This is a genomic window from Nonomuraea sp. NPDC049421, assembly GCF_040677005.1.
Lineage (GTDB): Bacteria > Actinomycetota > Actinomycetes > Streptosporangiales > Streptosporangiaceae > Nonomuraea > Nonomuraea salmonea.
Map to the genome: position 1 here is coordinate 349,235 of NZ_JBFAQA010000002.1, position 15,886 is coordinate 365,120.

17 protein-coding genes are annotated in these 15,886 nt (G+C 72.9%); 8 read left to right on the forward strand and 9 right to left on the reverse strand.

Annotated features, from left to right (window positions below; translation table 11 throughout):
* Positions 1-77: 77 nt before the first annotated feature.
* The gene (locus tag AB0K18_RS05330) at positions 78-314 is read right to left on the reverse strand and encodes a hypothetical protein (protein ID WP_364572749.1); all 237 of its coding nucleotides are present in this window, start codon (positions 312-314) and stop codon (positions 78-80) included.
* A 167-nt stretch (positions 315-481) separates the two neighbouring features.
* Here AB0K18_RS05330 and AB0K18_RS05335 point away from each other — a divergent pair, with 167 nt between their 5' ends.
* Together AB0K18_RS05335 and AB0K18_RS05340 are read left to right on the forward strand one after the other, a co-directional pair.
* Complete coding sequence (locus tag AB0K18_RS05335; RefSeq protein ID WP_364910140.1) at positions 482-3,262, forward strand: BTAD domain-containing putative transcriptional regulator; 2,781 nt, start codon at positions 482-484, stop codon at positions 3,260-3,262.
* A gap of 4 nt (positions 3,263-3,266) precedes the next feature.
* A complete protein-coding gene (locus AB0K18_RS05340; protein WP_364910142.1) occupies positions 3,267-3,521 on the forward strand; it encodes a hypothetical protein in 255 nt (84 codons plus the stop codon).
* Between the two features lie 45 nt (positions 3,522-3,566).
* On the opposite strand, the gene AB0K18_RS05345 is transcribed toward AB0K18_RS05340, so the two are convergent.
* A complete protein-coding gene (locus AB0K18_RS05345; RefSeq protein WP_364910145.1) occupies positions 3,567-4,481 on the reverse strand; it encodes an NmrA family NAD(P)-binding protein in 915 nt (304 codons plus the stop codon).
* Between the two features lie 118 nt (positions 4,482-4,599).
* Here AB0K18_RS05345 and AB0K18_RS05350 point away from each other — a divergent pair, with 118 nt between their 5' ends.
* Entirely contained in the window at positions 4,600-5,244 is a 645-nt protein-coding gene (locus AB0K18_RS05350; protein WP_364910147.1) for a TetR/AcrR family transcriptional regulator, read from the forward strand.
* Here AB0K18_RS05350 and AB0K18_RS05355 read toward each other — a convergent pair.
* The 5 genes from AB0K18_RS05355 to AB0K18_RS05375 all read right to left on the reverse strand — a co-directional run bounded on the left by AB0K18_RS05355 (position 5,189) and on the right by AB0K18_RS05375 (position 6,925).
* Positions 5,189-5,638, reverse strand: coding sequence for a VOC family protein (locus tag AB0K18_RS05355; RefSeq protein WP_364910150.1), 450 nt, complete (start codon positions 5,636-5,638; stop codon positions 5,189-5,191). The genes AB0K18_RS05350 and AB0K18_RS05355 overlap by 56 nt on opposite strands.
* Positions 5,639-5,658: 20 nt before the next feature.
* Positions 5,659-6,102 carry a helix-turn-helix transcriptional regulator gene (locus AB0K18_RS05360; protein WP_364910153.1) on the reverse strand — a complete coding sequence of 148 codons (444 nt, stop codon included), beginning with the start codon at positions 6,100-6,102 and terminating at the stop codon, positions 5,659-5,661.
* 3 nt (positions 6,103-6,105) lie between these two features.
* The gene (locus AB0K18_RS05365) at positions 6,106-6,342 is read right to left on the reverse strand and encodes a hypothetical protein (RefSeq protein ID WP_364910156.1); all 237 of its coding nucleotides are present in this window, start codon (positions 6,340-6,342) and stop codon (positions 6,106-6,108) included.
* 39 nt (positions 6,343-6,381) lie between these two features.
* A complete protein-coding gene (locus AB0K18_RS05370; RefSeq protein WP_364910159.1) occupies positions 6,382-6,594 on the reverse strand; it encodes a hypothetical protein in 213 nt (70 codons plus the stop codon).
* Between the two features lie 64 nt (positions 6,595-6,658).
* A complete protein-coding gene (locus AB0K18_RS05375) occupies positions 6,659-6,925 on the reverse strand; it encodes a hypothetical protein (protein ID WP_364910162.1) in 267 nt (88 codons plus the stop codon).
* Between the two features lie 99 nt (positions 6,926-7,024).
* Between AB0K18_RS05375 and AB0K18_RS05380 the strand changes: the two genes are divergently transcribed.
* Both AB0K18_RS05380 and AB0K18_RS05385 read left to right on the forward strand, forming a co-directional pair.
* On the forward strand, positions 7,025-9,043 hold the full coding sequence (locus AB0K18_RS05380) for an SUKH-4 family immunity protein (RefSeq protein WP_364910164.1): 2,019 nt from the start codon (positions 7,025-7,027) through the stop codon (positions 9,041-9,043).
* Positions 9,044-9,079: 36 nt separating this feature from the next.
* The gene (locus tag AB0K18_RS05385; RefSeq protein ID WP_364910166.1) at positions 9,080-10,021 is read left to right on the forward strand and encodes a hypothetical protein; all 942 of its coding nucleotides are present in this window, start codon (positions 9,080-9,082) and stop codon (positions 10,019-10,021) included.
* A 3-nt stretch (positions 10,022-10,024) separates the two neighbouring features.
* Here the strand turns inward: AB0K18_RS05385 and AB0K18_RS05390 are convergent, their stop codons facing one another.
* Positions 10,025-11,029, reverse strand: a complete 1,005-nt coding sequence (locus AB0K18_RS05390) for a GDSL-type esterase/lipase family protein (protein WP_364910169.1) — start codon at positions 11,027-11,029, stop codon at positions 10,025-10,027.
* A gap of 5 nt (positions 11,030-11,034) precedes the next feature.
* Positions 11,035-12,825: a glycosyl hydrolase family 28-related protein gene (locus AB0K18_RS05395; protein ID WP_364910171.1), complete on the reverse strand. Its 1,791-nt coding sequence runs from the start codon at positions 12,823-12,825 to the stop codon at positions 11,035-11,037.
* Between the two features lie 209 nt (positions 12,826-13,034).
* Between AB0K18_RS05395 and AB0K18_RS05400 the strand changes: the two genes are divergently transcribed.
* Genes AB0K18_RS05400 through AB0K18_RS05410 form a run of 3 tightly spaced genes read left to right on the forward strand, consistent with a single transcriptional unit; the run spans position 13,035 to position 15,876 of the window.
* Positions 13,035-14,090: a LacI family DNA-binding transcriptional regulator gene (locus AB0K18_RS05400; protein ID WP_364910174.1), complete on the forward strand. Its 1,056-nt coding sequence runs from the start codon at positions 13,035-13,037 to the stop codon at positions 14,088-14,090.
* On the forward strand, positions 14,087-15,013 hold the full coding sequence (locus tag AB0K18_RS05405) for an ABC transporter permease (RefSeq protein WP_364375190.1): 927 nt from the start codon (positions 14,087-14,089) through the stop codon (positions 15,011-15,013). The genes AB0K18_RS05400 and AB0K18_RS05405 overlap by 4 nt, the downstream gene beginning before the upstream one ends.
* Entirely contained in the window at positions 15,010-15,876 is an 867-nt protein-coding gene (locus AB0K18_RS05410) for an ABC transporter permease (RefSeq protein ID WP_364910178.1), read from the forward strand. Before AB0K18_RS05405 ends, AB0K18_RS05410 begins: the two co-directional genes overlap by 4 nt.
* Positions 15,877-15,886 lie beyond the last annotated feature (10 nt).

Genomic DNA, 15,886 nt, shown 5'->3' on the forward strand with positions numbered 1-15,886 from the left:
GAAGTCAAGCCCGGTGACATGCCGATGCCCGCCCGATCACGCGGACCGGACGGGCATCGGGATGGGGAGATGCGCCCTTACGGACGGGCGAGGGCGTACATCTTCGTGGAGCCGATCTTCACCGTGGTGCAGTAGTACTCGGGGCCGGCGGCGTTGGCGGCGCTGTTGCACGACTTCGCGCCCGCGGTGGTGTACGGGAACCAGCGGACGATCACTTCCGCGGAAGCCGGCGCCGGTGCGAGGACAGCGGTCATGGCGGCGGCAGCGACAGCGGTCGACATCGCCAGGGAGACGCGCCTCATGGCAAGCTTCATGCGCCAATCCTTTCGAGATGCGGAGCCGCGGGGATCGCGAGCGGCTCCATCTGCGGAACTTCGAGGCGAGCCTAAAGATCAGGTGTCTGTTTTCCGCCTGATTTCCGCACGGTTCCTGATCTTCGCGCCCGTACACTCGTGCAGGGTGTGAAACGGGAGGATCGCTGATGGAGAAGCCGGACGGTGACGCACCGGCGATACTGTTCCGCCTGCTCGGCCCCGTGCAGCTGGAAGTGGGCGCCGACAAGGTCACCTTCTCCGGCAGACAGGGCGCTCTGCTGGCCGCGCTGCTGCTGCAGGCCGACCGGGTGGTCTCCACGCAGCGGCTGGCGGAGGCGATCTGGGCGGAGCCGCTGCCCAGCGGCGCGGCCTCCCGGGTCAGGACGCTGGTGTCGGAAGTGCGGCGCGCCTGCGCGGCGCTCGGCGCCCACGTCATCCACACGCAACGGCCCGGCTACCTGGTACGGCTCGGCCCGTCCAGGCTCGACCTGGCCTGCTTCCAGGACCAGATCGCGCTGGCCAGGCAGGCGCCGGCCGAACAGGCGCTCGGCCACTACGACGAGGCGCTGCGCTGGTGGCGCGGCGCCCCGCTGGCCGGCATCACCGGCTCCTACGCCGAGACGCAGGCCGGATGGCTCGACGGGCTACGGCTCGACGCGCTGGAAGAGCGGCTGTCGGTGCTGCTCGCCCTGGGCAGGACCACCGACGTCGTCACCGAGGCACGCGCGCTCTCAGGCGAGGCCCCCTTCAGGGAACGCCTCCACGAACAGCTCATGCAGGCCCTGTACGAGAGCGGCCGCCCCAGCGAGGCCCTGGAGGTCTACCGCCAGTTCCGCTACCGGCTGGTCGACGAGCTCGGCCTGGAACCCACCGACGAGCTCCAGCAGTTGCAGCACCGCATCCTGCGCTCCGAGGCCAACCCGCGCCGGCCGCACCGCCAGGACGGGCCGCCCGCGCTCCCCGTGCCCAGTCAGCTCCCCGCCGCGCCCGCCTCGTTCACCAACAGAAGCGACGAGCTGGCCGAACTCGACCGCCGCCGAAGCGCCGAGACCGGCCACGTCGGCGTCACCGTGATCAGCGGCCCCGGCGGCGGCGGCAAGACATGGCTCGCCCTGCACTGGGCGCACACCCACCGCGACCGCTACCCCGACGGCCAGCTCTACGTGAACCTGCGCGGCTTCGACGCCGCCGAGGAACCGGTGCCGCCCGGCACCGTGCTGCGCCACTTCCTGACCGCGCTCGGCGTGCCGCCCGCCGTCATCCCCGGCGAGCAGGAGGCGCAGGCCGCGCTCTACCGGTCCGTCCTGGCCGACCGGCGCGTGCTCATCGTCCTGGACAACGCCAGGGACAGCGCCCAGGTGACGCCGCTCATCCCCGGCCGGCCCGGCTGCACCGTCCTGGTCACCAGCCGTAACCGGCTCGTGAGCCTGCACACCACGCACGACGCCCGGCTGCTGGAGCTGGGCGCTTTCTCCGACGAGGAGGCGCACCGGATGCTCGCCCACCACTTCGGCCCCGACACGATGGCCGCCGACCCCGACTCCGTCGCCGTGCTGCTCAAGCACACCGGCGGCCTGCCCCTGGCGCTCGGGGTGCTGGCCGCCCGCGCCACCGCCCACCCCGGCTTCCCCCTGGCCGTCCTCGCCAGGGAGCTGCGCGACCCCGCCACCAGGCTCGACGCCCTGCAGACCGGCGACCTCGGCGCGGACCTGCGCGCCGTGTTCGCCTCCTCCCACGCGGCGCTCGATCCGCCGGCCGCGCGGCTCTTCCTCCTGCTCGGCACCGTCCCCGGCCCCGAGATCGGCCTGCCCGCCGCCGCCGCACTCGCCGGGCTCCCGCCCGCCGCGACGCGCACGCTGATCTCCATGCTGGAGACCGCCACCCTCATCCAGCAGCACGCCCCCGGCCGCTACTCGATGCACGACCTGATCCAGCTGTACGCCGCGGAACGGGCCGAAGCCGACCTGCCCGCCGAGGTTCGCAGGCAAGCCCTGACCCGGCTCGTCGAGACGTACACCGACACCGCCTGCGCCGCGGACCGGGCGCTCTACCCGCACCGGCCCGCCGTTCCCCGGCGCGCGGGGCGGCACGTGTTCGCCGACGCCGCCGCCGCGCTGGCCTGGTTCGAGACCGAGCTGCCGTGCCTGCTGCCGGCGCAGGTCCTGGCCGCCGAGCTGGGCATGGACGCCGAGGCGTGGCAGCTCGCCTGGGGCATGAACACCTTCCTGCTGCGCCGCTCCTACACCCGCGAACGGCTCACCTCCTGGGAGATCGCGCTGGCCGCCGCCGAACGGCTGCGCCTGCCGTACACCACCGCCGTCGTCCACTGGCACACCGGCTACGCCCACGCCGCGGCCGGCCGGATCGAGGAGGCGGCCGGCCACCTCGACCGGGCGCTGGAGCTGTTCGGCCAGGCCGAGGACCGGCCCATGCTCGCCCAGGTGCACCACACGTTCGGCTGGATGTGGAGCGTTCACGGGCAGCCCAGGCGCGGGCTCGGCCACGCCCAGACCGCGCTGCGCCTGCAGCGCGAGGCGGGCGATGCGATCTGGGAGGCGAACGCGCTCAGCGCCGTCGGCTGGATCCGCCTGCAACTCGGCGAGTACGACGCCGCGCGCGACGCCTGCGAGCAGGCACTCACCCTCTTCCGCCGCCACCACGACGGCGGCGGCGAAGCGGCCACCCTCGACAGCCTCGGCCTGCTCGCCTTCCACCAGGGCGCCTACGAACGCGCGCTTGAGTACTACGGGCGCTGCCTCGACCTGCGCGAAGGCACCGGCAACGCCTCGCAGAGCGCCGACACGCTGGTGGCGTTCGGCGACACCCACCACGCGCTCGGCCACACCGCGCAGGCCAGGGCCGCCTGGCGCAAGGCGCTGACGCTGTACGACGCCCAGCACCGCCGCGCGGAGAGCGAGCGGGTGCGGCGGAAACTGCTTCCACCCTGAGGCTGTGCCCGTGGTCACACCCTGGCAGGCGACGGCTTCCTACACTCTGCGGGAGACGACCGGAGAAACGGGGGAGAAGATGCTCAAGAAGATCGCTACCGCCACCTCCATCGCGGGCCTGCTGGCCGCCGGCGTGATGCTGTCCGGCGGGACGGCGGCAGCGGCGACGTCGGGCGTCGCCCGCCAGTTCCCCTGGGAAGCCTCCATCGCCACCCCGGACGGCGGCTACCAGCCCGACGGCGGGTACCACAACGACTGACGCCTGAGTGGCCGGCTTCTTTGCCGGCCTGGCGGCCCAGGGCGTTCATGAGTTCTGCCCGGCGGCCTCCTGGGCGGCCAGGAAGGCGGCGATCTGGGCGGCTCCCGTCCGCCGCAGCCAGGTGCGCAGGTCCATCAGGCCGGGGTGCAGGGCGCGGGTGAAGGCGACGTCGGCGCGGTAGCCGCGCTCGTTGAGCCAGGTGTAGGCGTAGGCGAAGTCCGCGCCGAGCCGGGCGATCGCCTCGAGGGGGATCTGGACGTAGGGCAGCGGCCGGCCGACGGTTTCGGAGATGGCGGCGGCGATCTGGCGCGGGGTCAGTTCGTCGCCGGCCAGGTCGACCGCGCGGCCGATCCACTCGCCCGGCCGGGCGAAGGCCAGCGCGGCGAAGGCGCCGACGTCGTCGACGGCCATGACCTGCTGCGGTGTGTCGGCGGCGAACGCGGTGGCCACGGCGCCGTCGTGCAGGTGGTAGGCGCCGGTGTAGTTCTCCATGAACGACACCGGGCGCAGGAAGGTCGCGGGCAGGCCCAGCCGGGTGATGTGCTGTTCGATCCGCCACTTGCTGATCGTGTTGGCCGGCAGTTTCTCGGTGTCGTGGCGGCCCGCGCCGGCGAGCGAGGCGTAGACCAGGTGCCGCACGCCGGCGGCGTGTGCCGCGTCGGCGACGTTGCATCCCCAGCGGACCTCGTCCTCGGCCGAGAAGCCCGCCGGGGTGCCCGGTGAGCCGACGGTGGGCTGCACGCTGAACAGGCCGTCGGCGCCCTCGGCGGCGGCGGCGAGTGAGGCGGGGTCGTCCATGTCGGCGCGGACGAGCTCGGCGCCCGCCCGCGCCGGCGCCTGGGCGGCTGCGGCGTCCGGATCGCGGGTCACCGCCCGTACGTGGTGGCCGCCGGCGAGCAGGTGTGCTGTGACGGCCCGGCCCTGAAGGCCGGTGGCTCCCATCACCACGATGGTCTTCACGATGTGTCTCCAGACGGAAGGCATGCGGAGACCACCCGCTTAAGTGGGGTGGCCCTCCGGTTCTGTGCGAGTACGATATGGAGGGCCACCCCGTTTTTGCAAGCCCGCCGGAGAACACATGCCGCCCCACAGCCGTACGGCCACACGTCCGATGCGCGCGGACGCCCGCCGCAACTACGACCGCATCCTGGCCGCGGCCGCCGAGGCCGTCGCCGAGCACGGAGCCGAGGCGTCGCTGGAGGAGATCGCCCGGCGCGCCGGCGTCGGCTCGGCCACGCTGCACCGGCACTTCCCCTCCCGGCAACTGCTGCTGGAGGCCGTCTTCCGCGACAAGGTCGAGGCCCTGTGCGCCACCGCCGCCGGCCTGGCCGCCGAGCCCGACCCCGGGCAGGCGCTGGCGACCTGGCTGGGAGCCGTCGCCAGGCACGCCGTGACCAACCGGGGCCTGGCCGCCTCGCTGATGCGGGGAGCCCACGACGCAGCCCACGATGGCGATCCGAGCCTGGGCGCCACCTGCCACACGATGATCACCGACGCGGGAGCGGACCTGCTGGCCCGCGCATGCCGGGCGGACGCCGTACGGCCCGACGTCTCCATCACGGATCTGCTCACCCTCGTCAACGCCATCTGCCTGGCCGTTGAGCACGAACCCGACGGGGCGGCCCAGGCCGACCGGCTGCTCACCCTGGCGCTGACCGGAGTGCTCATCATGAGCGTGGGCGACGGGCTCGGCCTGCCGGTTCCGGAAAAGGCGCGCCGGTGACGCGGACGAGGTTGCCGGCGGGGTCGCGGAAGGCGCAGTCGCGGACCCCGTAGTCCTGGTCGATGGGCTCCTGCACCACGTCGGCGCCCGCGGCCTGCAGGCGGTCGAAGAACCCGTCGAGGTCGTCGGTGGCCAGGGTGACGGCGGCGTAGACGCCTTTGGCGATGAGCTCCAGGATGGTGCGGCGCTCCTCGTCGGTGACGCCGGGGTCGGCCGCCGGCGGATGCAGCACGATGGACGTGCCGGGCTGCCCGGCGGGGCCGACGGTGATCCACCGCATGTCCTCGTAACCGGCGTCCGCCCGGACCTCGAAGCCCAGGACGTCGCGGTAGAAACGCAGCGCGGCCTCGGGGTCGGTGTGGGGCAGGAAGGTGTGCTGGATGCTGACGTTCATGCCGCTCACGCTAGGCACGATCACCGGGCGCGGGCTTCTCGATTCTTGACCGGTCGGGTCACCTGCTTGCTCAGGCACGGCGGGATGCCCGCCGCGGCCTGGGACTGGTCACGCCGGTAGACGCTCGGCGGCACGCCGACCAGTTCGGCGAACCTCGTGCTGAACGTCCCCAGCGAGGAGAAGCCCACCTCGAAGCACACGTCCGTGACGCTCAGGTCGCCGCGGCGCAGCAGCGTCATCGCCCGCTCGATCCGCCGGGTCATCAGGTACGCGTACGGGGACTCGCCGTAGAGGCGGCGGAACTCCCTGCTCAGGTGCCCGACCGACAGGTGCGCTCCCCGGGCCAGCGCCTCCAGGTTGAGCGGCTTGGCGTACTCGCGGTCGATCCGGTCGCGGACCCGCCGGATCACGACGATGTCGCGCAACCGTTGCGCCTGCGCACGCCCGCCGTCCATGGACACCATCGATCAAGAATCGAGAAGCGCCGGCTGGTACGGCAGGGTCAGCGTCATGAGCACGTAACCACCAACGGCGAACAGACAGGTGACAGTGATGAGCACGGACGGTTTCTCCGAGGAAGAACGCAGGGCGATCAAGGAACGTGCCGAGGAGCTGAGGAAGGAGGCGACCAGCGGCCGTGGCGGCAAGACGGCCACGTCCTTCGCCGTGACCGAGCTGAGCGACGAAGCCGTCGAGACGATCACCGGCCTCGTCAGGAAGGCCGTGAGCCGGCCGCGGGCCGGTCAGGTCTCCCGGGGGCTGCGCCGCCTGGCGGCGTACGGCGCCGCGAACAGGTACAGCCCCGTGAACATCTGCAGGGCGAGCGGGAGCAGCGGCAGGTAGAACACCCACTCGGCGACCTCCAGGACCCCGGCGACGATGGCGGCCAGGACGGTCACCGTGAAGACGATGGACAGCCAGCGGTGCGTCTGCCGAACCCACGTGTTCCCGGTCATCGAGACCTCCTCTGCTGGACGGGCGGCTTCAGGCCGGAGCGCACCTCGTGCGCTCTCTGGCAGCTCACGCTAGGCGCGGCTCAGGAGGCGGCGCTTCTCGATTCGTGACCGGTTCGGCTACGTGGACCGGACACGCCCGGCCGACGACGGCGAGCACCTTCGGCGTCATGCCGGAGAAGCCGGTGGTGGTGAGGGCGGCGTACGGCTGCGCCGCCGGGCCGTTCATGTCCTCGCCGCGGCCCGGGGCGGCGATCATGACACGGGCGGCGAAGCGCTCGTCCACCGCTGCGACCGGCGACCCGTCAACGGTGATCGTCTGGCCAGAGACCATGCCGACCGTGTGCCCGCCGGCCGTGTGCCCGCCGGCCGAGTGTCCGCCGGCCGAGTGTCCGACGGCGGCGACGCGGCCGCGCCCTAGACTCGGTGGATCATGGACATACCGCGCGACCTCCCCTCCCGCCTGTCCGGCGCGTTCCTGGCCGTCGGCCTGCCCTGGCCGGACGTGCGGATCGCCCACTTCGACGGCGTGCTGGCCGCGCTCGGCGAGCACGCGGAGACGCCGCGGCTGCGCGAGCACGTCGGCAGGCTGCGCACCATCCAGGAGGCGTTCTTCGGGCACCTGGGCGAGCTGGCCGACGATCACGACGACGACCCCATGAAGTTGGCGCGGCACAGGGACGAGCCCTGCGTGAGCGGCGTACGGGACGACTGGGCCGAGCCCGCGGCGCTGATGCCCGGCTTCCACGCGGCCCTCACCACATTCGTCCGTGAGCTGCTGGGCGGGCCGCGCGAGATCCCCGACTACCTGGCCGCCGCACCCGCCTGGGTGGAGCCGCGTCCTGAGCGCGGCATCCGCGACGAGGTCACCGCGGGCCGCGCCCCCGCCGCCGACGCGCTGCTGCGCTGGCGCGAGGACCCCTACGGGCCGCGCGTCTGCGTCGTCACCGGCTCGCCCGCCGCCGGCAAGACCCGGCTGCTGTCCTGGTTCGCCTACTCCGGCGTCTGGGACTGGTCGGGCTGTCCAGGCCAGGACGAGGTGGCGATCCTCCTGCGCGGGATGGACGCGGACGACGCCGTACGCGACCTGGCCGGGCAGCTGAAGCTCGACGGCGCCGGCCTGGACGCCATCGACCGTCCCGTGCTCGTCACCGTGGCCGACACCCACCGCGGCAACGACCCCGAACGAGCGTTCACCGAGCTCGTCCTTCCCCTCGCCGTCAACCCGCACGTCCGCCTGCTCGTCGAGCTCACCCGCCCCGACGCCGAGGAAGGGCTCGGGCCGGCGGCGTTCGTGCTGGACCTGGACGACCCGCGCGCCACCGACCGCGCCGCCTTCACCGCCTGGTACGACGCCGAGCGGGTGCCGCGCTCGCCGTTCACCGCGGGCCAGGTCTACCCCTCGCCGGGCATCGCCGCGCTCGCCGCCCGGGCCGAGGGCGCCGATCCCGGTCCTGACCAGCCGATCGACGGGCGGGTGGCGCGTGCCTGGCTGGACGGCCTGTCGCCGGACGCCCGCGCCGCCGCCGGCACCCTCGCCCTCGCCCTCGGCCCGATCGGCCCGTACACGTGGCGCCTGCTGCACTGCGGCCGGCACCGCGACGAGCCGGAGGCCGCCGCCCGCGGCGTCGCGGAGGCCGCCGCCCGGCTGCCTCTCGCCGAGCCCGGCCTGCCCGCCTACGCCATCGGCCTGCCCTGCCTGGCCGAGATCCTCGCCCCGCCGGCCGAAGCCCACGGGGAGCTGGCCGCCGTCATGCGCGGCTGGCCGGTCTCGGCCGAGCTGTCCCCGCCCGACTACCTCACGCGCCACCTGGCCCACCACGAACGCCTGGCAGGCGGGCCCGGCGCCGTCACCCCGCTGCCGCTCCGCCGCCCCGCGACCAGAGTCACCCGCCGGCTGCTCGACGACCTCTACGGCCAGGACGGCGTCTTCAGGCCGCACGACGGCGAGATCCACCCCGCGATCGCGCACGCGCCCACCCGCCGCTTCCTGACCGAGGTCGGCCTGCCCGCCGGCGGCCTCCACGAGCCCGACTGGACGGGCGAGCATCGCCGTTTCGCCCGGCCGATGTCCGAGTACTGGTCCGACGGCCTGGACGAGCTGCGCGCCTGCCCGGGCCTGCCGGACGACCTCGGCGCCCTGTTCAAGCTCGACGCCATGGACACCTGGTACCTCTTCCTCGACGGCCGCACCGGCCTGGTGTACGAGGTGCACGAAGCTTTGGAGAGCGCCCGCGTCGCCCACCGGTGCGTCGAGTCGTACGCCTACTTCGTCTACGTCGTCCACCGGGAACGCAGGCTGTGGTGCGAGGGCCGCGACGCGCACCGCGAGGCGGCCTACTGGTGCGCCGACGACCTCGTGCTCGAGCTGCACACGTACGAGCCGGAGGCCATGGTCGGCCAGGACGCCCTCTGGCCGCCGGCGCTGGAGGACTACACGCTCCTCACCTAGACGGAACACGACGCGCGGCCCGTTCGTCCTCAGAGTGTGACCGTACTCAGGGAACTCGACGAGCGGCTTCGTGACGCGTCCGCCGGAATGCACCGCGCCGAGCACGTCCGGCGCCTGCGCGAAAGCATCGGGCAGCAGGTCGCGGACGTCCGCGCCACCCTGAAGGACCTGGAGCTCTCGCTGGCCCAGGAGGAGCGGGACGTCGCCCCGCTGGAAGGCGGTCCGTCCTCCGTCCTGGCCCGCCTGCTGGGCAACCGCGAGGAGCGCCTGGAGCGCGAGCGCGCCGAGGCGCTGGTGGCCAGGGAACGCGTGGACGGCCACCGGGCCAGGCTCGCCCGGCTCGAGGCCGACGCGGCGGCGGCCGACGCGGAGCTCGCCGCGCTGGCTTCGGCCTCCCTGGAGCACGCCCGGCTGCTGGCGGAGAAGGAGCAGCAGCTCATCCGCGGCGGCGATCCGCGCGCGCGGCAGCTGGCCGACCTCGGCACGGCGCTCGACCAGGTCGAAGCCGACCTGCGCGAGTGCGAGGAAGCCCACCGGGCGGGGCGCGACGCGCGCCAGGCCCTCGACGTCGTGCTGGGCTTCCTCGACTCCGCCAGGAACGCCTCCACCTTCGACGTGCTCGGCGGCGGCCTGCTCTTCGACGCCTACGAACACGGCAAGCTCACCAGCGCCGACCAGGCCGCCTGGCACGCGCAGCGGGCGCTGGACGTCTTCTCCCGCGAGCTGGCCGACGTCGGCGTCACGGCGCGGCCGGTGATGCCGAAGGTGGACACGCGATGGTTCGTGGACGTCTTCTTCGACAACATCATCTTCGACGCGATCAAGCACCAGCGCATCGAGAAGAGCCGCACCGGGGTGAAGAAGCTGGCGGAGTGGACCCGCGGCACCGTCACCTACCTGGAGCAGCGCCGCACCGAGTTGACGGCCGACCGCGCCCGCCTGCTGACCCGCCGCAGCGACCTCCTGCGCCCCGCCTGACCGCTAGTGGGCGGCGACGGCGGCCAGGCGGGGGGTGAGGCGGTCGGCCATGAGGCGGTAGCCGTCGGCGTCCGGGTGGAGGGCGTCGTCCAGCAGGAGGTGGGCGTCGCCCGGGCCGAGGACGCCGGGGCCGTCGATGAGGTGGAGCCGGGTCTCGCCGCACCTCCGCAACGTCCGTACGGCGTCCGCGACGGCGGCGCGGACCTCGTCGCGGGTCATCCCGACCTGGTTGGGCAGCCGCTCGCGGGGCGGTGACGTGATCGGGGTGAGCACGGCGATCGGCACCGACGGGTGCGCGTCACGGACGGCCTGGACGAATCCCGACACCTGGCCGGGGAACGTGCGCGCGCTCATGCTGGCGAAGCCGTGGACGTTCCCGCCGAGGCACAGCGAGATCAGGTCCGCGGGCGTGCGCGCGATGGCGCGGGCCGCGACGGGGTCGAGGTGGCACTCTCCGGCGAACCCCAGACAGGTCAGCTCCCAGCCGAGCCGCCGCGCGACCAGGGCGGGCCAGGTCTCGCTCGGCCCGGCCGCCGAGCGGCACTGCGTGATCGAGCTGCCGTACGTGACCCACCGCGGCCCTGCACCGGGGGCCGCGGTGGCGTACGTCGCGCCGTGCAGGACGAGGGGACCGATCCTGACCTCGCCGAACTGGGGCAGCCAGACCTCGACGGCCTTGGCGCCTGGCGGCAGCTCGACGTGGCTCGTCGCAGCTCCCGCCGCCAATGCCGTGCGCCGCCACAGCGCGCCGTCCACCGTGACGTCGAGCGAGGTGACGTCGCCGGCCGCGGCCCAGGTGCGCAGCTCCAGCGCGGCGGCGTCGGTACGGACGGCCGCGCGGACGCCGGCCGGCATGCGGGCCCGCGTGGCCAGGACGGGCGCGTGGGCGGTGGCGATCCGCTCCGGCGGCAGCCGCCACGGCTGCCACCCGCCGTCTTCCTCCGTCCAGGCCAGGGCGCCCCGCCAGACCCCCGGCCGGGCGCCGGGGGTGAGCAGGATCGGTCGCATGCCGCTCAGACCTGGGGGCCGAGGACGACGTTGCGCCAGGCGGCTCCGTCGGACAGCGCCAGGCCGCGCTTGCCCGTCTTCGGGTCGCGGACCAGGATGATCCCGCCGGCCTGGCCGGCCGCGTCCGGCAGGCTGCCGGGGGTGTGCTCGGCCAGGACCACCTGGTGCGCGTAGACGGTCCGCATCCGCTGCGTGGCGCTGCCCAGGTCACGCGCGTTGTCGGCGGGCGGGACCAGCCCGGTGGCGTTGGCCGCCATCGACACCAGCTCGTTGGTGGAGGTGGTCGAGCAGAGCAGCTCGGTGGCGGCCGATCCCGACTGGTTGACCGGCACCACCCGCACCCCGCCCTTGACGCCCGGGTTGGCGTTGCTGGCCTCCACGACGAACGAGCCGTACCGGTCCGTGCCCACCTTGACCGGTTCGGTCGAGGTGCTGACCACCTTCGCCGCCGCGCCCAGCGGCCCGGCCACCTCCATCCGGTTGAACCTGCCGGGGGCGGCCTGGACGAACGAGTCCGCTCCCACGGGCCCCGCGACCAGCGGCACCCGCTCGCAGGCGTTGCCGATCACGTGGGAGCCGTGCAGCCCGCCGGTGGTCGTGATCGGCGGCCGGTTCGCCGGATCGGCCGAGATGACGTTGCCGATGACGCTGAACGCGCTCGCCTTCCCGGCCACCGAGATCGCGGCGTTGTCGTTCCGGCCGGACAGGTTCCAGTTGTCGAAGGAGTTGTTGGCGATGGTGATCCTGTCGGCGTCGTTCTCGAAGCGGATCGGTGTGCCCTTGAGCCAGTTGAAGGTGTTCCCGCTGATGGTGACGTTGTGCGCCTTGACGCCGCTGGAGAACTGGATCGCGCGGGTGCCCTTGTCCTGCGGCGCTTCGAACCCGCCGAGCACGTTGTCGCCGATGGTCAGGTTGTGGCCGCCGCCGGTGACCTCGATGATGGCGCCGTTGTCGGCGTTCTCCACCACGTTGCCGCTGATGGTGGAGTTGGAGATGCTGCCGATGAACAGGCGCCGGCCGATGTCGAGCAGGTTGCCCTGGATGATCATGCCGCGGAAGTCGCTGCTCTCCGCGCCCTGCGCGACGACGGCCTGGAACGGGCTGTGGAAGTGGTTGCTGGTGATGAGCCACTTGCGCAGCCCGTACGGCGGGAGGTGGACGCCGCCGCCCTCCACGCCCTCGGTGGGCCAGGCGAGGCTGACGCCGGTGGTGCAGAGCGCGACGAGGTTGTGGGAGAAGTACAGGCCGCGGCCGACGTGGTCGACGGCGAGCTTGAACGACACGAACGTGCACTCCAGGATCGCGGCGTCGGTGTCGTCGGTGTTGGCCTCGCCGGCGAAGCGCAGCGCCACGTTGTGCTCGGTCTTGGCGGGGGCGACGAAGGCCAGGCCGTAGATCGCGGCGAGCGAGCAGCGTACGTCGATGCCGACGCCGTCGTGCGTCACCTGGATGATCGAGGCGCGGTTGGTCATGGTGCTGTAGCCGCGCAGCTGGATGCGGTTGAAGGACTCGCCGGGCACGTCGGGGATGACGATGGTCCTGGTGATGCGGTAGGTGCCGGGCGGGAAGACGACGATCCTGGTGGTCTTGGTCAGCGTGGCGTTGATGGCCTGCTCGATGGCGTCGGTGTCGTCGTGCTGCCCGTCGGCCAGCGCGCCGAACTGCTGGGGCGTGATGACGTCCTCCGGGTCCGCGGCGGCCGCGGGTGCGGCACCTAACGTCGCGGTGGCCGCGGCGGCGCCGAGCGCCGCACCGCCGATCCGTAGGAGCGCTCGGCGATCGGTCCACTCGGGCATGGCCGTTTACCTCCGACTGGGCGGGTTGATACGTATTGATCGGGGATCGTACAGACGGCCTCAGGGGCTCACAAGAGCTAATAAATGCTGATAATCAGACGACATCTCGACATCTGGCGGCAACATTCGTGGAATTTCCCTCTTGTGGGAACCGTCGCCGGATGTCTAGAGTGCCGCGAAGTCGTTACGTATTAGCCAACAGGATCCCCATGCGCAAACGAGCGGGGCCACGACGCCCCACCCAGGTCGAGATCGCCCAGCGAGCCGGCGTGTCCCAGGCCACCGTCTCCCTCGTGCTCAGCGAGCGCCCCGGCGTGCCGGTCGCCGAGGAGACCCGCCGGCGCGTGCAGCGGGCGATCGAGGAGCTCGGGTACGCCGTCAACCCCGCCGCCAGGGCGCTGCGCGGCATGAGCGTCAAGACCATCGGCCTCTACACGTTCGAGTCGGTCTTCCCCGTCGACCAGCGCGACTTCTACCACCCGTTCCTGGTCGGCGTGGAGGAGGAGGCGGCCAGGCTCGGCTACGACCTGCTGCTGTTCACCTCCGCCAACAACGCCCAGGGCGGCGTCTACGCCAGAGGACGCAACGCGCTGCTGAAGGCCGACGGCTGCGTGCTGCTCGGCCGGCACATCTCGCGCGACGACCTGACGAACCTGGTCGACGAGGGTTTCCCCTTCGTCTTCATCGGACGGCGCGACATCGACGGCACCGAGCTGTCCTACGTCGCCCCCGACTACGTCGCACCCACCGCCGCCCTCGTCGAGGAGCTGGCCGCGCTCGGGCACCGGCGGATCCTGCTCCTGCGGCAGGACGACGGCGCCGAGCCGGGCGACGACCGCGAGCTCGGGCTGCGCCGCGGCGCCGAGGCCGCGGGCCTGCACGAGGACGACCTGCTGGTCGAATACTCCTCTGGCGCCGCCGACATGGGCGCCGACCGGGTCACCGGCTGGGTGGACGACGGCGTCACGGCCGTGCTCGTCGAACCCTCCGAGGACAACGCCACCGGCCTCGCCCTGGCCGACGCGGCCGAGGCCGCTGGCGTGCGGATCCCCGACCGGCTGTCGGTCGCCTTCCTGGGCTCCGCCCCGCCGCCCACCGCCACCAGGATCTGGACGTCGTTCGGCATCCCCCGGGTGGAGATCGGCCGCGCGGCCGTGCAACTGCTGGTCACCCTGCTGGAGGACGCGGAACGCACGCCGCTGCAGCTGGTGGTGCCGTGCACCGACGTTCGCGGCAACTCGATCAGCCGGGTGGTACGCCGATGACCCGGTACGCGCTGCGCACCGCGGCCACCGGCGTCCTGATCATCTTCGGCGCCGCCACGCTGGTGTTCTTCATCATGCGCATCGCCCCCGGCGACCAGGCGCTGGTGCTGCTCGGACCCGACGCCACGAGCGCCGAGGTGGCGGCCGCCAGGACCAGGCTCGGCCTGGACCAGCCGCTGCCGGTGCAGTACTGGCACTACCTGACCCAGCTGGTCACGCTCGACTTCGGCGACTCCTACCGCTTCGGCCGGCCCGCGTTCGAGCTGGTGCTGTCCCGCCTGCCCGCCTCGGTCGAGCTGACCCTGGTGGCCACCCTCATCGCGATGACCGGCGTCGTGCTCGGCGCCCTGGCCGGCGCCTACCGCGGCCGGTGGATCGACCGCGGCATCTCCGGTCTCGCGCTGTTCCTCTACTCCATGCCGCCGTTCTGGATCGGCATCATGCTGATCCTCGTCATGGCGCTGCAGCTGCGGCTGCTGCCCAGCGCCGGCACCGGCACCCCGGCCCACATCGTGCTGCCCGCGCTCACGCTCGCCGCCCCCTTCACCGCGCTGCTCACCCGGATCACCCGCAGCAGCGTGGCCGACACCATGGCCGAGAGCTACGTGCAGCGCTCCTACGCCAAGGGGCTCAGCACGCGCGAGGTCGTGACGGGACACGTGGTGCGCAACGCGGCGACGCCCGTGGTGACCGTCGGCGCGCTGCACGTGAGCACGCTGCTGGGCGGCGCGGTGATCGTGGAGAGCGTCTTCACCTGGCCGGGACTCGGCTCGCTGCTGGTGACCGCGGTCGCCAACCGCGACTACTCGATCGTGCAGGCCGCCGTGCTGCTCATCGCGGTCATCGTGGTCTGCTGCAACGTCGCCGCCGACCTGATCGCCGCCCGGCTCGATCCGCGCGTACGTCTGGGGGCGAGCGCATGAGCGCCATCACCGTACGGCCCCGGCTGTGGCCCGTCCGCCTGCGTTCCACGCCCGCCGTCGCCACGGCCGCCACGGTCGTGCTCGCCTGCTACCTGCTGGTCGGGCTGATCGGCCCGCTGCTGATCGCGTACGACCCGGTCGCGACCAGCGTCGCGGACCGGCTGCTGCCGATCGGCGCCACCCGGGCGGACGGCACGCTCGCCCTGCTCGGCACCGACGGGGCCGGCCGGGACATGCTCGGCCAGCTTGTCTACGGCGCCAGGACGTCGATCATCATCGGCGTCTGCGTGGTGGCCGCCTGCGTCGCGGTGGGGCTCGCCTTCGGCACCCTCGCCGGCTACCTGGCGGGCTGGACCGACGTCGCGATCTCCCGGCTGATCGACATCCTGATGGCCTTCCCCGGCATCCTGCTGGCGATCGTCATCGCCGGCCTCTTCGAGCGCAGCATGCTGGTCGTGGTGCTGTCGCTGTCGGTGGCCGGCTGGGTCGGCTTCGCCCGGCTGGCCCGCGGCATCACCCTGTCGCTGCGCGAGCGGCCCTGGGTCGACGCCGCGCGGCTGATCGGGGTGCCCACCCCGGTCGTGATCGTCCGGCACGTCATCCCGTTCGTCATCGGTCCCGTGACGGCGCTGGCGACCACCGAGTTCGCCGGCGCGGTGCTGTCGGAGGCCGGTCTCAGCTTCCTCGGTCTCGGCCTGCCCTCGGCCACCGTCTCCTGGGGCCAGGTCATCGCCAACGGCAAGGACTATCTCGACACCGCCTGGTGGATCTCAGCACTTCCCGGGCTGGCGCTGACCGGCCTCGTGGTGAGCACGGGCCTGCTCGGCGACCACCTCACCCAGCGGCTCGGCTCGAGCCGCTGACAAGCTCAGC

Coding starts and splice junctions, on each gene's coding strand:
- AB0K18_RS05330 (WP_364572749.1), bottom strand. CDS start 314: ATGAAGCTTGCCATGAGGCGCGTCTCCCTGGCGATGTCGACCGCTGTC.
- AB0K18_RS05335 (WP_364910140.1), top strand. CDS start 482: ATGGAGAAGCCGGACGGTGACGCACCGGCGATACTGTTCCGCCTGCTC.
- AB0K18_RS05350 (WP_364910147.1), top strand. CDS start 4,600: ATGCCGCCCCACAGCCGTACGGCCACACGTCCGATGCGCGCGGACGCC.
- AB0K18_RS05355 (WP_364910150.1), bottom strand. CDS start 5,638: ATGAACGTCAGCATCCAGCACACCTTCCTGCCCCACACCGACCCCGAG.
- AB0K18_RS05360 (WP_364910153.1), bottom strand. CDS start 6,102: ATGGTGTCCATGGACGGCGGGCGTGCGCAGGCGCAACGGTTGCGCGAC.
- AB0K18_RS05370 (WP_364910159.1), bottom strand. CDS start 6,594: ATGACCGGGAACACGTGGGTTCGGCAGACGCACCGCTGGCTGTCCATC.
- AB0K18_RS05375 (WP_364910162.1), bottom strand. CDS start 6,925: ATGGTCTCTGGCCAGACGATCACCGTTGACGGGTCGCCGGTCGCAGCG.
- AB0K18_RS05380 (WP_364910164.1), top strand. CDS start 7,025: ATGGACATACCGCGCGACCTCCCCTCCCGCCTGTCCGGCGCGTTCCTG.
- AB0K18_RS05390 (WP_364910169.1), bottom strand. CDS start 11,029: ATGCGACCGATCCTGCTCACCCCCGGCGCCCGGCCGGGGGTCTGGCGG.
- AB0K18_RS05395 (WP_364910171.1), bottom strand. CDS start 12,825: ATGCCCGAGTGGACCGATCGCCGAGCGCTCCTACGGATCGGCGGTGCG.
- AB0K18_RS05400 (WP_364910174.1), top strand. CDS start 13,035: ATGCGCAAACGAGCGGGGCCACGACGCCCCACCCAGGTCGAGATCGCC.
- AB0K18_RS05405 (WP_364375190.1), top strand. CDS start 14,087: ATGACCCGGTACGCGCTGCGCACCGCGGCCACCGGCGTCCTGATCATC.
- AB0K18_RS05410 (WP_364910178.1), top strand. CDS start 15,010: ATGAGCGCCATCACCGTACGGCCCCGGCTGTGGCCCGTCCGCCTGCGT.